The organism is Nostoc sp. TCL26-01 (assembly GCF_013393945.1).
Classification (GTDB): Bacteria; Cyanobacteriota; Cyanobacteriia; order Cyanobacteriales; family Nostocaceae; genus Trichormus.
The window spans coordinates 1,688,987-1,704,145 of record NZ_CP040297.1; the positions used below are offsets into that span (position 1 = coordinate 1,688,987).

Consider the following 15,159-nt stretch of genomic DNA (forward strand, 5'->3'; position numbering starts at 1 on the left):
ATTGTTGGCTTAGTATGTATTTTTATTAAATTTTAACTTAAGAAATATTAATATATTTGTATTTCTCATAAAAATAATTGATTTCTTTAATCTAAATTCCCCAATAAATCAAAGTCTTGAGTTGTACAACGTTTCACCCAACCCACATCCCCCACTCTTTTTCAAGCTAAATACTCCAACCAATTCTTCAATGGTTCTGGTGAACCATACCAAATCCCAGGGCTGCGGGGAGAATGGCGTACTCCATCAATCACGAGATTTGTTGCGCCAATTAGATGAGCTGCTGCTATGGGTGTAATACCATCACCCCAAGTATTACCTGTACCACAGGTCAATTGATAGCTACTGTAAGCCAGCCAAGAACCGCGTCGCCTTTCTCCAAGAATAGTTTTGCCTGCGACACAAACATAATGCACATTTTGGTAAAAAGCACCAGGATAATTGTTGTTGACAAAATCTAGATTCCAGCGTGTCCAGCGTTCTTGGCTAATGTGGGGTGTGCCGAGAGTGACGAGAGTGGCCACTAGAGGATGAGCATTCCATACAGACGATAGTATCTGACCTTTGGCAGCATAAGGTTTTTCTCCCAAATAAATGCGAGAAATCCAGCCACCAGCAGAGTGACCAATCAAGTTAACTTGAGTGGTGTTATGTTCTTGTAAGGCTTGTTTAACAGTGTGATTTATTTGCTGCACAATCGGTGTGACTGATCTACCGCCAATTAACGGGAACCAATCACGCCGCAGTAAGGGTACTGTAACTGTGGGAAAACCGAACTGTTTTAATGATTGGGTTAGTTGCTGATAGGCGATCGCACTTTCTAAATATCCCGGTACAATGACTGTGGGTAATGGCATCTTCAGCTAAGGTTGTTGGGTGGGAAATAATTAGCCATGAGCGCTGCAAGAAATAGCAAAGCAGGCCACATTTTTAGAATAGACTCATGTGGTAGGATAGCGCGGCTTGCCAAGACTTGAGGAAATTAAGGGTGTATGGGGTCATTAGAGGTGGGTTGATTTTATGGCACTAAAGTAGAATGAATTCTGTCTGCTGATATATACCCATTTAGACTGATGCGATCGCTCCTACTACTCACTACCTTATGTGTAAGTTTGGATGGTGCAACTCATTAGGAGCAGTGAGTTGATACTGAAAATCACCAAATTCAAAGAACGGCAGTTTTGTCAATTGATTAGATATTTTTATATCTGCTACTGACAAACTCTGAGTGAATCATCGAAATTAAAGAGTTAAAAAAGAGGCAATTCTTGTGATTTGAGTGCCATCGTAGACAGTTATTATTTTTAAAAGGGCGCATTTATTGCCATCAAAATAAAATTTTTTGCTAGTCAACTGCAACCGAGCCGAGTGAACGATAAAAGCTATGTCTTACGTCTCCCTGTTAAAAAATATACCAGAACTTTTAAGCCAGCCAACTGGGATTGCGGCAATAGCCTCTCTTGGTATCCACGGTGCGATCGCGTTGATTGTGCCATTGATGCCTGTAGATGCCAATAAGTCGAAAGAAGCAACACCAAAACCAGTTGGTGTATTGGAACTGAGCCAAGAAGATCAAAGCCGTTTGCCACAAACTTCAGATCCAAATCAGTTGGCACTGCAACCGCAAACACAACTACCATCTCTACAACAGCAATTTCCGCAACAACCACAGCTGACTAATCCACCGAATTTGAATGGGCAAACAGGTGTGTTACCACCTTTACCACCGCCAATCAATTCATCCATCGCATTACCACCCATTGCCACAGCACCTGGTAATTACCGCATTACTTCTTTACCTCAAGGTCAGCCGCTACAGATGACACCTCGGAGAGATTTCCGATTTGATAACTCTGGGTTCAATGCAGATGGTAAAAAACTCACACCTACAACCCCTCCTAGTTTTAATGAAAGAGAAGTCGTACCAGAAGCATCTAAACCTCTGCCTGTAGATAGATTGCCAGAATTAAATGCAGGTAAAATACCAGAAGATTTGCCAGAAAATCCATCTGCCACTCCCACACCATCTACAACAGAGCCTAACAATGATGGTTCACTAGTAGCCAACCAACCACAGGTAGCACCTATCGGTGAAACTCCCAAAGTCGGAGATAATTTAGCTTTTTCTGGTGAAAATATTCCTAAGTGGCAACAAGGCTCAACAATCAAAACGCCTGAGTTACCTGTTAACAGATCAGAAACAGGATTGGTGGCTCAAGTAAACTCCTATGAAAGCCTGAGAAAAGCGCTCCAGCAAGAGTATCCCTCTTCTCAAGAAAAAGCGGTGATTCGTGGTACAGTCCCTATCGATAAACCAGGTATTGATGGTACGGTTTTAGGCTTCTTGGTGGTTGATACTGAAGGTAAAGTTTTAGATATCAAATTTCAAGATAAGTCAGTGTCGCCAGAATTGCAGTTAAAAGCCAGAGAGTATTTTATCAAAAATGCTCCTAAAGGAGGACGACAAATCAGTCGTTATCCATTTAGCTTACGTTTTCAAAACAACGCTAACAATACTGTCGTTGATGAAAACAAAACTCCTGCTGTCGTCATTCCTAAACAACCGACGACACCGTTAGTCAATGGTAATCAACCAGCACCCTCACCAGTTGTGCCTTTAAAACCTTTACGTCAACAACTCCAACCCAGCAAAAAAGAGTCCACACCAACACCAACACCAACACCAGAAACCACTATCCAACCTACGCCTGAACCAACAACCAGCAACAGTAATAGTGAGTTGTCTTCCTCTTTGGAATCGAGTCAAAAACTTTTGGAAAGGTTGCGTGAAGCCAGACAACAGCAACAACAACGACAAGGGGATAATTGAAATATCCAAGGAGGAGTGCTGAGTGCTGAGTGCTGAGTGATAATTCCTAATTTTGAATTTTGCGGAAAGTAGGCGGTGTCGGTTTCCGTCCCGCCTAACTTTCCAAGACGAATTTTGAATTTTGAATTGATTCTCCCATCTCCCCAATCCCCACCAATCCTCTCCTTACCACCCTTGCTCTGATTTTTGAAAAACGTAAGCTGCTACTTCTAGAATCTCTTGTTCGGTGAGTTTGTCTTTAAAGGGCGGCATAGCATTTTTACCGTATTGTACTTGGTGGATAATTGCCGGAATTGCGTCTTCGGCATAATTTTCCAGGTACTTTGATAATGCTTCTTTATGTAAAGTTTTCTCGGAGATCAGGATGTTCCCGCCGCCTATGTGACAGGAGGCGCAGTTATTATTGAAAATTTTTGCGCCGATAGAAGCCTCGGCGGCTAGGGCTGGAGGGATAAATATAAGTTTAAGTATAGCGATCGCCAATACAAATACTAATAAAAAAATTCTCAAGATATTTTCCTCACAATCAGGCTCTAGCATCTAAAAAAACTCCTACAAGTAAATATTTTAGGACTGGCAGCAGCCACAAGATAATATTTACATTCGCAGGAGCTAATCGCTATGTGTACTCTGTATCACAAAGTACTAGTTATTTTGAGACTTAGTAACTGAGGAAAATTTTGGCAAAATTTACGGTGACAAGCTTGTTCCTAACTTGGCCACAGTACCTTGGTCAATTGAGATAGTCAGGAAACTTGTCACCACAATTACATTATGACGGCTCTTAGCTGATTTGCAGCTAAGTCATCTAGCTGCAACCGGGATGTTTTTTCTAGCTTTCAACCGTGAGCTTACCAATCATCCCAGCGCCACGGTGAGGTTCGCAGTAGAAGGTGTAGTCACCTGCGGGTGCATCTGCGGGAATGGTGGTTTTTTCGCTTTGTCCAGGACTCATCAACAACTGTTTGTGAGATAAAGATTTAGCTAAATCAGCACTCTTAGCTGGGTTTTGGCCAGCATCAAACACAACGTTATGAGGAGGAACTTTGTTATTCTTCCATTCAATTGTGTCACCTGGTTTAACTTTCAACTTTGCAGGTTCAAATACTAGCAAACCTTTATCACTACCCAGTTTTATTTGGTAGGTTTCAGCCGCAGCAGTGGGTGTAAACACAGCAAAACTGCTAATAACTAAAAAAACTGTTAATACGGCTAAGGTAAAGCGCCGCCAGCTTGCAGCAATTAATTTCATGGCGTTCTCCTAACTAGTAGCTTTTATTTTTCCTATTTCATTTTAAATAAAATCAACACCAAATATGACAATATGTCGTAGATGTGCAAAATTTTTTTTAGTGTGGGGGCTAAATCAACAGCAAAAAGTTTTGCCCTCAGCAATAATCAGGCATGAAATTGCATCGCACTAAAAAATTTATGGGTAAAGAAAGATTTTAGATAAAAAACTAGTAAAAATTTTATTTTTTCTTTATCAAAGCTACCAAACTGAAAATATCTAAAAATTCTCTGTACCCCAACCAGGAGCCTGAGATGCGGCTGTTAGTACAAAAGCTGCTAAACTTTCTACCTGCTGCTGTGATAATGAACTTGGTGATATTTGACGACACCAATAAGTTTCCTGACTACCATCATAAGTCATAGGTTGGCGCATAAAAGCCACGAGATTGTCAAGGCGATCGCGTCGAGGATTAGCAGTCTGGAGTGTTTTTAGTGATAAAGACACTTGAGGATTTGGTAGAGTTGCGCCACCAACATGACAATTAATACAGTTGCTCTCGAAAAGCTGTTTACCATCAGATAATTCTTGTGGTGAGAACAGACGAGTATGACCCGTTCCATCTATCTCTAGAGCAATTGGTTCAGTGATATGTAGGTATCGGATTATATAAGGATCAATTTTGGCAGCGTGAGCAGGTAAGCTAATGCTGCCATAGATGAGGACAAAAAAGATTACAACGAAAAATCGAGCCAAGAATCGCATACAAACTATTTAAGTTTATTTATGGCCAAGATTCTGAGTACTGTGTTCTAAGTTCTGTGTGGTGGAGGATTTACAGAGAAAAGATTAAGCATTTTACTTAACAGTCTTCCACGAACTCCTTTATTTCATCACTCAGGACTCATCACTCAGCACTCAGCACTCATTATTCAGTCAATTTTACTACCTTTAGTAGTAGATTTTACCACCACCCCACTTATCGCCAAGAATTTTTGGTTGTAAGAGAATATGACCAGCGATCGCTTTTAGGTCATCATCCTTCAGATTTCGCATGGTTGTGAAAATATCTGCACTCTTGATGCTGGGGTGGATTTCGGAAATTTCGTCTTCCCCATCATAAGTGGTGGGATTCTTCATGTAGTCCACCAAACCTTCAATATTATTCCGGTTGGGTGTAGCTAATGCCAGTGCTTCTGGTTCTAGTCCGACATTCTGGTTGGTTTTGGTAACACCACCAACGTGACATTGGGCGCAAGCGTATTGAAATAGACGTTTGCCTTCTTTTACTTGTTTAAGGCTAAGTGTGATTGTATCACCGTCAGCATTTAATGGTACTGTCCGAGTAGCTTTATCCAGTTCCAAAGCTGTTGCACTACCGACAATCAACTGAAACGTCAGCAAAACAGCCACTACAACAACGCCAATCAGTCTTCTAAACATTGTTTCCCCTTAAAGTTTTTGACGCTCAACACAGCTAAATAAAGTCAGACTCAATCTCTATAGAGATAACGCTTTGACTACAGTGACACTGTAGTGTGCTATATATGCGATGGCGTACCCGCCCGCCAGAGGCGATTGCTAGATTTATAAAACCCATAATGTTCGCTAACTGGTATATAGAGATTGAGTCGCTGTAATACCAATATCATGTTAGGAGTGCAATTTGTTGCCTAAAATTGGGGACTGGGGATCAGGTACTGGGGACAAGGGAACAAGGGAAGACGACGACAATTAGGAAAACTAATGACTAATGACTAATGACTAATGACTATTGACTAAAATTACCCTTTCCCACCAGTGAAGGTGGCGCTTTGAATGAAGTAGCGGTTGAAAAAGGCATAAATACTTAAAGCTGGCAGAGTGAACACCATAGAAGCTGCCATAATATAGTTCCAGTAACTGATGTATTGACCTTTAAAAGTGTTTAAACCCAAGGGGAGAGTGAACATTTCTGGATCAAAGAGAATGACTATGGGTAGCAAGAAATTATTCCAACTACCCATGAAGACAAAGACTGCTTGGGCTGCCAGTGCTGGTTTGGCGAGAGGTAAAATAATGTAACGAAAAATGCCTATGGTGTTTAAACCATCAAGTTGGGCTGCTTCTTCTAATTCCTGGGGGAAGTTGACGAAAAACTGCCGCATCATAAAAATGAAAGTGGCATTTACCATACTCGGCACAATCATGCCTTGATAAGAATTGAGCCAACCCATCGCCTTTAAAATCAAAAAGGTGGGAATTAGGGTAATTTGTGCTGGTACTGCCAAAATTGCCAGAATTAAGAAGAACCAAAAATTTCTGCCGACAAAACGCAGTCTGGCTAAAGCATAACCAGCCATTGAATTGCACAGTAAATTTAAGCCAGTGACGCTGACAGCAATGACAACACTATTAAATAGCCAACGCAAAAATAATGGTTCTTGGAGAAATATTTGCTTGTAGTTGTTAAGAGTAAAATTTTTAGGTAAAAAATTTGGCTCACCACTGACAATTTCTGATAAAGGTTTAAATGATGCAGAAATTGCCCACACAAAAGGAATTAAAGTGATAATTGCATAGATAATTACGAAAAAGTATAAAATTATCTTCAGCCAAGAAAAGCCAGAGATTTTATTCACACTTTTGCACCTCCAAAAAATCGCTGTTGGATCAAAGTAATGATGATAATAACTGTTGCGAGTAAAAAAGCGATCGCCGCAGCATATCCCATCTGTAAATAGCGAAATACCATTTGGTAAATCAGCAATACTACAGTCAAAGTTGCATTATTTGGACCACCAGTACCACCAGAAAAAATATAAGACTGGTCAAATAATTGAAAAGTCCCAATAACTCCCACCGCCACCACAAAAAAAGTTACAGGTTTGAGTAAAGGAATAGTAATATAAATAAATTGCTGCCACCAATTTGCCCCATCTAATTCGGCAGCTTCGTATAGTTTTCTGGGAATATCTTGTAATGCAGCTAGATATATTACCATATAAAATGGTGCTGTTGACCAGATATTCATCAGCATAATCCCTTTCAACGCCACAGCCGGATCACCCAACCAATTATAAGTAGGTAGTCGTAAAAAAGCTAAAAAATCATTTAATAATCCATCCGTGTTGTAAATCCACATGAAGATGAGTGTTAACACGGCTGAAGAAGTGACTGTGGGCAAAAAGTATAGTATACGCCACCAGTTTTTACCCCGAATTCCCGAATTTAAAGTTACTGCTAAAATTAGAGCTAAAGCAGTTTGAGTAGGGACAACAATTGCTACATATTCTGCTGTATTTCTCAAGGCAATCCAAACTAAATTATCATCTACCAATCGACGGAAATTCCCAAATCCAATAAACTGATATTCAATGTTACCTAAAAGTTGCACCTTATTGAGAGATAAAAAAACAGCATAGAGAATAGGTAGGATGACAAAAGCTCCCAACACCAAAATTGTAGGCATCATGAATAAATACCCAAAAAAACTGTCTGGGAGATTCCATCTTTGATTGTTGCGTAGTCGTCTCATTAGCAACACAATTTAATTAGTTGTAGCTGTGGATAGCACATGATTTTGATCCTAGCGGAAAAAGGTTACTGAATTGTAGAGACCATGCGGGTGATTTTTTCATACCATTGCATCCTCAAAACCTATTTGCAATATCAAATATCTAAATTTTTTCCATAAATTAAGCACAAAAGTTCATTTAGTCCTAACACCACTGTGGGAATTGAGCATAAGATAAAGAGTAAGAACCTGGAATAACTGCCATTGATTGTTGTCAGGGTTCTAGGGGATTTGGAATCATGATCTGCGGATGCCGACTTGCTAGTTGTTAATTGCCAAGGTTTAAACTTACACAGCATAGACAAGAAATGAAAATAGCATTTGCGACAAGTGACAGAGTTAATGTCAATGCTCACTTTGGTTGGGCGCAGGAAATTGACGTTTACGAAATCTCAGATCAAGGTTATGAGTTTATCGAAACTCTTAACTTTAATGTGGAAGAAAAAAAAGGTGAAAGCTCTGTAAATAGTGAAGACACATCGAAAAACAATGACAATGATTGCAAACACAATAAAAGTGATTGCAAAAAAGCCAAAAAAGCAGAAACACCAAAATCTCAAGACAAAGATGGCGAAAGTGATGATAAAATAGCGAAGAAATTAGCAGCTTTATCTGATTGTAAAATTGTGTATGTTGCATCAATTGGCGGTACTGCGGCTGCTAAATTAATTAAAAAAGGTGTAATGCCAGTCAAACCACGTTCGGAGCAAGAAGACATAGCTTATCTTTTGAATAAATTAGTAGAAACTCTCAAAGGTAATCCTCCACCTTGGTTGCGTAAGGCTCTACAACAAAATAACTAAGATATGGCTTAACTTCACTGCTGGAATACTATCCAGCCATTTGTAAAACATAGATGGGATTATTCGCTTCATATCCCATCTACACTTTCTTCAGTTTTATACTAACAGTAAAATCATTTTGAGTACTTAAAGCAAGTATGCTCTTATATTCATTCATTGCTATGGGATTAGCTATATTATTTTTGGGAATTAGTCTAAAAATAACCAATCAAATATGGCAATTAATTATTATACTGCTTGGTTTATTATGCTTGTGTTGTAGTATTAAATTTTCATTCATTCCTCTAGAAGTATTGATGATTATTGCTTTTTTAATGATTACACCACAAATACGCTCACCTAAGTAAAGTGTTTGAACTTCTTAACTCTGTGTCTTAGTGTCTCCGTGGTAAAAAATTTCTAACCACAAAGACACGGGGACACAGAGGAATAAGGGATGGAATTGATGATTATCATAAGTCATATCAATGATGCCTAATAAACTCAATGCTTAATATCAAGTATTATCAATCCTAAATCAATGTGAATAAATAATAAAGATTGCTAATCAATACCTTCAGAAATTGGCATTTTACCAAATGAGGTTTTCAGTTCAATATAAGAAGAAGAATATTTAACTGAAAATAATATTGTTTGGATAAAGCCAATGGTTGCACTCACAGAACACGCTCAAGCTGTAGCGAATCAAGGACGTTTGACGATTCAAACGGTAGAAATTGCGCCAGAAACAACTGCTATTCGTTGCCTAGACTGGGATCGAGAGCGATTTGATATCGAGTTTGGTTTACGTAATGGAACGACCTATAACTCTTTCTTAATTCAAGGTGAGAAAATTGCTTTAGTTGATACTTCTCATCGCAAATTTGAGGAATTATATCTTCAGGTAGTTGCAGGATTAATTGATCCAAGCACCATAGATTATTTAGTTATTAGTCACACCGAACCAGACCATAGCGGTTTAGTTAAGGATATTCTGCAATTAGCGCCTTCTATCACCGTTGTTGGTGCTAAAGTAGCAATTCAATTTTTAGAAAACATGGTTCACCAGCCATTTAAATCTATACTGGTGAAAAGTGGAGAGCGTTTAGATTTAGGCAATGGTCACGAATTAGAGTTTGTATCTGCACCTAATTTACACTGGCCGGACACAATTTTGACATATGACCACAAGACAGGTATTCTCTACACCTGTGATGTGTTTGGGATGCACTATTGTGATGACCATACATATGATGAGAATTTCTTTGCCATCGAAGAAGATTTTAAATATTACTATGACTGTCTGATGGGGCCGAATGCGCGTTCAGTTTTAGCAGCTTTAAAACGCATTGAAAACTTACAAATTAATACAGTAGCTACAGGACACGGGGTTTTACTCCGACATAATATTTCCGAATGTTTAGGACGTTATCAAAGCTGGAGTTTAGAACAAGCTAAAATAGAAACTTTAGTTGCTTTATTCTATGCAGAAGATTATGGTTATGGTGAGCGTTTAGTGCATACTTTAGGGCATGGGTGCAGCAAAATAGGTGTAGCAGTAGAATTGATGGATTTGAATAGCGCTGAACCCCAAGAAGTGAGAGAATTAGTGTCTCAGGCTGCTGGTTTAGTAATTGCTATGCCATCCCAATCTTCCCCAACGGCTCAAGCGGCTTTAAGTACAATTTTAGCTGCGGTACATCACAAACAGGCAATTGGTTTATTAGAATCTGGTGGGGGTGAAGATGAACCTGTTTATCCCTTACGAAATAAGTTTCAAGAATTGGGATTAGTTGAAGCTTTCACACCTATTTTAATTAAAGAAGCTCCCACACAAACAACAGAACAATTGTGTGAAGAAGCTGGTACAGATTTAGGGCAATGGTTAACCCGCGATCGCACAATTAAACAAATCAAATCCATCAACACAGATTTAGAAAAATCCTTGGGACGGATTAGTACTGGTTTATACATTATCACTACCAAAAAAGGCGAAATTCAAAGTGCGATGTTTGCTTCTTGGGTGACACAAGCCAGCTTAAATCCCTTGGGTGTAGCTATTGCTGTGGCTAAAGAACGAGCCATTGAATCCTTGATGCAATTAGGCGATCGCTTCATTTTAAATGTTTTGGAAGACAATAACTATCAAGGATTGATGAAACACTTCCTCAAGCGTTTTGCGCCCGGTGCAGATCGTTTTGCTGGTATTAAAACTTATCCCGCCAACAACGGTTCTCCCATCCTCGCAGAAGCCCTAGCTTATATGGAATGTGAAATCACCAGCCGCATGGACTGTGGCGACCACTGGATTATCTACAGCACAGTCCAAACCGGTAGAGTTGCTAACGTCAATGGACTTACCGCAGTTCATCATCGCAAAGTTGGTAATCATTATTAAATTGGGGATTGGTCAATAGTCATTAGTCATTAGTCAATAGTCATTAGCAATTTTTACTCCCTCACTCACTCCCTCACTCTTACTCAGCACGGGCTAAACGCCCCGCTTCCGCTAACATCACTCCCTCACTCAGCACTTTTAAAAAACCATGTATAAATCTGTCGATGAAAACCCACTTTCTCAGTATGAAACTAATCGGATTCGCATTGTTCGCACCTTAGAATTGATTCAAGATATCATCATCATTTCCTTGTGTATGGGTTTATTCAGCTTCATGGTGATTCAGGTGAGAGATATGTTTCTTTCCCTACTTCCACCTCTAGACTTTCATTTAGTCACGGCTGATATCTTGTTTCTGCTCATCTTAGTTGAGTTATTCCGACTGCTGATTATTTACTTGCAAGAACAACGCATATCTATCGGGGTAGCTGTAGAAGTTTCCATTGTTTCCGCCTTACGAGAAGTGATTGTTAAAGGCGTACTAGAAACAAATTGGAGTCAAGTTTTAGCAACTTGTGCTTTCCTATTAGTTTTAGGAATCTTACTAGTTTTAAGAGTTTGGCTACCCCCCACCTTTGATGGTATTGACCCAGAACACGAAATATCCAAGCGCTACAAAGAACGCCATCAGGCAGAAATATCACAAAGTAACGGACGTTGAAGAGAGAGGACAAGGAAGAGGACAAATCAATTCAAAATTCAAAATTCAAAATGGGACAAGGGGACAAGAGGAGAATACTTATATAGATTCTTTCTCCCCCTCTCCCCATCTCTCCCCACTCACAACTCAGCACTCATTACTCATCACTCATTACTCACTATTATGTCTACCATCACTTCCAGCCGTCCTAGAGATGTACAAGTTGCCGAGATTGGCGAACATACTTTGATATTGCGATCGCGTACTTGGGAAAGATTAAAATTTGAAGTTGAGTATTCCCGTCAACGGGGAACGACTGCTAATTCCTATCTCATCCAAGCTGACAAAAAAGCGTTAATTGACCCACCTGGGGAATCTTTCACAGCCATTTATCTCCAGCAATTAGCCCAACATCTCGACCTTACTACACTCGATTACATTATTCTTGGTCACGTCAACCCCAACCGTCGAGTAACTTTAGAAGAGTTACTTTTGCAAGCTTCGCAAGCTACTATAATTTGCTCTCGTCCTGCTGCGAATGCCCTCAAAACGACTTTTCCAGAATGGGAATCACGCATTCAAGCAGTACGCTTTGAGGATACTTTAGATTTAGGACAAGGGCATCATTTAACATTTGCTACTGTTCCCACTCCCCGGTGGCCTGATGGACTGTGTACTTATGACCCTGCAACCAAAATTCTCTACACAGACAAGTTTTTTGGCGCGCATATCTGCGAAGATACCTTATTTGATGAGGATTGGAAAAAGTTAGACGCAGAACGTCGTTATTACTTTGACTGTCTGCACGCACCCCAAGCTAAACAAGTTGAAGCTGCCTTAGATAAATTAGCCGCTTTACCAGCCAGATGTTATGCTCCTGGTCATGGCCCAGTTGTGCGTTATAGCCTGAGTCGTTTTAGCTATGATTATCGCCAATGGTGTCAGGGACAGAAATCTCAAGATTTAAGCGTGGCTTTGCTTTATACTTCTGCCTACGGTAATACAGGAATTTTAGCTCAGGCGATCGCTCAAGGTTTGATTGCCAATGGTGTCAATGTCGAGTCTATCAACTGTGAACTGGTAGAACCAGCCGAAATTACCCGTATAATTGAAGCTTGTGATGGATTTATTATTGGTTCCCCCACTTTAGGTGGTCATGCACCAACACAAATTCAAACAGCTTTAGGTATAATCCTTTCAACGGTAGCCAAAACCAAATTAGCCGGGGTGTTTGGTTCCTATGGTTGGAGTGGTGAAGCTATAGATTTAATCGAAAATAAGTTAAAAGATGCCAATTACCGTTTAGGATTTGAAACCATCCGAGTTCGGTTTAGTCCTACACTAGAAATTCTCCAGCAATGTCAAACTGCTGGTACAAATTTTGCCCAAACCCTCAAGAAAACTAAAAAATTACGTACTCCTCGTCAAGTAATACCCGAAGCCAAAATAGACCGTACTGAACAAGCCGTAGGGAGAATTATTGGTTCTCTATGTGTAGTCACAACGCTCGATCAAGACACTCATAAAGGTATCTTAACTTCTTGGATATCCCAAGCAACTTTTAATCCACCAGGAATTATGATTGCCGTGGCGAAAGAGCAAAATGCAGATTTAATGCGTCATCCTGGAGATAAATTTGTGTTGAATATTCTCAAAGAAGGGAGAAATTTACGTCGCTATTTTTCTCGTCAAAGCACATTAGGTGATAATCCATTTTCCCACCTAGAAACAAAAACTGCTGATAATGGTTGTTTAATTCTAAATGAGGCCTTAGCTTATCTAGAATGTACTGTTACCAACCAACTGGAATGTGGCGATCGATGGTTAATTTATGCCGTTGTTGATCAAGGAGAAGTGTTAGCAACGGATGGTGTGACTGCGATCGAACATCGTAAATCAGGCACTCATATTTAAATCCAGATATAGGAATCCGATTTGATTTTTGAATAAAATTCAGTACTTGTAGTGGTGTGGCAAGGCTAAAATAGTGCATTGAAAGTAGGTTGGGTTAAGTGCAGCGCAACCCAACATGGATCTTAAAAATCCAGTATGGATATTGGTGTTGGGTTTCCTTACGTCAACCCAACCTACTTTTCCTCTTAACTGAACCTTATTGATTTATATCTGTTATAAGGATTAAAACATTATTTAAGAAGTCCCATCCGTCATATATTAACAAATGTTACAGCATTCCTGAAAAATAATTTGAGCATTTATAACTAAAAACGAAGTATTAATTAATTCATCGTCGGCGCACAATTAAAGTGCCAAAAAGCTGAAGTACAAACTTCAGTGCAATTCACATTGCCCACTATCACACAATTTATATATGCCACTTGAAACTGTAATCGGAACATCCTTGAATTACTATCTGATTGCTTTTGATGCTGATGGCAAAGAACGGGATGAAACAGGAAATCTGATCAGCCAAAAGCTAATAGACATTTTATCTACAGAGCCTATCACGGATGTCTTTTTTATTAGCCACGGATGGATGGGTGATGTTCCGGCTGCGCGAAATCAGTACGATAGATGGATTAAAGCTATGGCTGACACCCAGGCTGATATCGCCAAAATCCAACAAGTCCGACCAGAATTTCGTCCTTTATTAATAGGTATCCATTGGCCAAGTAAACCTTGGGGTGATGAAAAACTAACAGTTTCTTTTGATGTAACAGAAAATTCTCAAGAAAATTTAATTGATAGCTATGCCCAAAATATAGCTGATACTGAAGCTGCTAGAGAAGCACTCAGAACAATTTTCACCGCAGCCGTGGAATATGATGCTGCTCCTGATAGTTTGCCACCAGAAGTACGTCAAGCTTATGAGGTGTTGATTAAAGAAGCTTCTTTGACTAGTGAAGGCGAAGATATAGACACTTGGAGCGAAAACGAACCATTAAATTTAGATCCGGAAAGTATTTATCAAACTAGTTTGGCAGAGCAAACCGAAAATGTTAGCTTCGGTTTTGGTGACAACGTAAAATCAGCGTGGGATTCATTTTTAAATCTACCTAGATTGTTATCTTTCTGGAAAATGAAAGAACGCGCTCGGAAACTCGGTGGAACCAGTGGTCACAATTTGTTAAATCGACTCCAACGAGTAGCAGCAGACAATGTGCGATTCCATCTGATAGGACACAGTTTCGGGTGTATCTTTGTCTCAGCGACAGTAGCAGGTAGTCAAAAAAATAGCCCCCTGATTCGTCCAGTTAATTCACTGGTGCTAATTCAAGGTGCTTTGTCACTCTGGTCTTTCTGCCCAATTATCCCCCATAGAAAAAATCTTGCGGGTTACTTTCACCCCATCATTGCTCAGGGTAAAGTAGCTGGCCCTATTGTCACTACTCAATCTGACTATGATAGTGCTATCAAGTTAGGGTATAAAATCACTGGAAACTTGGGATTACTTGGTGGTCAAGATATAGACTTTCATGTGGGTAGTGTGCCAAAACTACCTGATGTTGGGGGAGTTGGTATTTTCGGGATTCAAGGCGCAGGTTTAAACATTGAGAATGATGTCATGCGTCCTCTGGAAGAAACCTACAATTTCCAGCCACGTAAAATTTACAACTTAGACAGTAGCGAGTATATTTTTGACCCCAATGCCGATATTTTTATGGGGTCACACAATGCAATTGACAGACCAGAAGTAGCTCATGCTGTCTGGTCAGCAGCTTTCGGTATTTAACTAGATAGCAATCCTCAAAAGGCACACAAAA

General features: G+C 39.8%; 13 protein-coding genes. 6 read left to right on the forward strand and 7 right to left on the reverse strand.

Annotated elements, in window-relative coordinates; all coding sequences use genetic code 11:
- Window positions 1-161 precede the first annotated feature (161 nt).
- The gene (locus tag FD725_RS07190) at window positions 162-857 is read right to left on the reverse strand and encodes a triacylglycerol lipase (RefSeq protein ID WP_179047485.1); all 696 of its coding nucleotides are present in this window, start codon (window positions 855-857) and stop codon (window positions 162-164) included.
- 527 nt (window positions 858-1,384) lie between these two features.
- Here FD725_RS07190 and FD725_RS07195 point away from each other — a divergent pair.
- Window positions 1,385-2,830, forward strand: coding sequence for a hypothetical protein (locus tag FD725_RS07195; RefSeq protein ID WP_179047486.1), 1,446 nt, complete (start codon window positions 1,385-1,387; stop codon window positions 2,828-2,830).
- A gap of 165 nt (window positions 2,831-2,995) precedes the next feature.
- Here the strand turns inward: FD725_RS07195 and petJ are convergent, their stop codons facing one another.
- From petJ to FD725_RS07225, 6 genes are all read right to left on the reverse strand, one after another.
- Complete coding sequence (gene petJ, locus FD725_RS07200) at window positions 2,996-3,370, reverse strand: cytochrome c6 PetJ (RefSeq protein WP_179047487.1); 375 nt, start codon at window positions 3,368-3,370, stop codon at window positions 2,996-2,998.
- Between the two features lie 292 nt (window positions 3,371-3,662).
- Window positions 3,663-4,082, reverse strand: a complete 420-nt coding sequence (petE, locus tag FD725_RS07205) for a plastocyanin (RefSeq protein WP_179047488.1) — start codon at window positions 4,080-4,082, stop codon at window positions 3,663-3,665.
- Window positions 4,083-4,340: 258 nt separating this feature from the next.
- Complete coding sequence (gene psbV2 / locus FD725_RS07210) at window positions 4,341-4,826, reverse strand: photosystem II cytochrome PsbV2 (protein WP_179047489.1); 486 nt, start codon at window positions 4,824-4,826, stop codon at window positions 4,341-4,343.
- Between the two features lie 186 nt (window positions 4,827-5,012).
- On the reverse strand, window positions 5,013-5,504 hold the full coding sequence (gene psbV, locus FD725_RS07215; RefSeq protein ID WP_179047490.1) for a photosystem II cytochrome c-550: 492 nt from the start codon (window positions 5,502-5,504) through the stop codon (window positions 5,013-5,015).
- A 341-nt stretch (window positions 5,505-5,845) separates the two neighbouring features.
- On the reverse strand, window positions 5,846-6,682 hold the full coding sequence (locus FD725_RS07220; protein WP_179047491.1) for a carbohydrate ABC transporter permease: 837 nt from the start codon (window positions 6,680-6,682) through the stop codon (window positions 5,846-5,848).
- A complete protein-coding gene (locus tag FD725_RS07225) occupies window positions 6,679-7,578 on the reverse strand; it encodes a carbohydrate ABC transporter permease (RefSeq protein WP_179047492.1) in 900 nt (299 codons plus the stop codon). Before FD725_RS07225 ends, FD725_RS07220 begins: the two co-directional genes overlap by 4 nt.
- Window positions 7,579-7,925: 347 nt before the next feature.
- Here FD725_RS07225 and FD725_RS07230 point away from each other — a divergent pair, with 347 nt between their 5' ends.
- The 5 genes from FD725_RS07230 (at window position 7,926) to FD725_RS07250 (ending at window position 15,128) form a co-directional block, all read left to right on the forward strand.
- Window positions 7,926-8,420 carry a NifB/NifX family molybdenum-iron cluster-binding protein gene (locus tag FD725_RS07230; protein ID WP_179047493.1) on the forward strand — a complete coding sequence of 165 codons (495 nt, stop codon included), beginning with the start codon at window positions 7,926-7,928 and terminating at the stop codon, window positions 8,418-8,420.
- Between the two features lie 646 nt (window positions 8,421-9,066).
- Entirely contained in the window at window positions 9,067-10,797 is a 1,731-nt protein-coding gene (locus FD725_RS07235) for a diflavin flavoprotein (RefSeq protein ID WP_179047494.1), read from the forward strand.
- Window positions 10,798-10,945: 148 nt separating this feature from the next.
- Complete coding sequence (locus FD725_RS07240) at window positions 10,946-11,458, forward strand: phosphate-starvation-inducible PsiE family protein (protein WP_179047495.1); 513 nt, start codon at window positions 10,946-10,948, stop codon at window positions 11,456-11,458.
- Between the two features lie 162 nt (window positions 11,459-11,620).
- Window positions 11,621-13,351 (forward strand): diflavin flavoprotein, encoded by a 1,731-nt coding sequence (locus FD725_RS07245; protein ID WP_179047496.1) that lies wholly within the window; start codon window positions 11,621-11,623, stop codon window positions 13,349-13,351.
- Window positions 13,352-13,766: 415 nt separating this feature from the next.
- Window positions 13,767-15,128, forward strand: coding sequence for a hypothetical protein (locus FD725_RS07250; RefSeq protein ID WP_179047497.1), 1,362 nt, complete (start codon window positions 13,767-13,769; stop codon window positions 15,126-15,128).
- The last annotated feature ends 31 nt before the right edge of the window (window positions 15,129-15,159 follow it).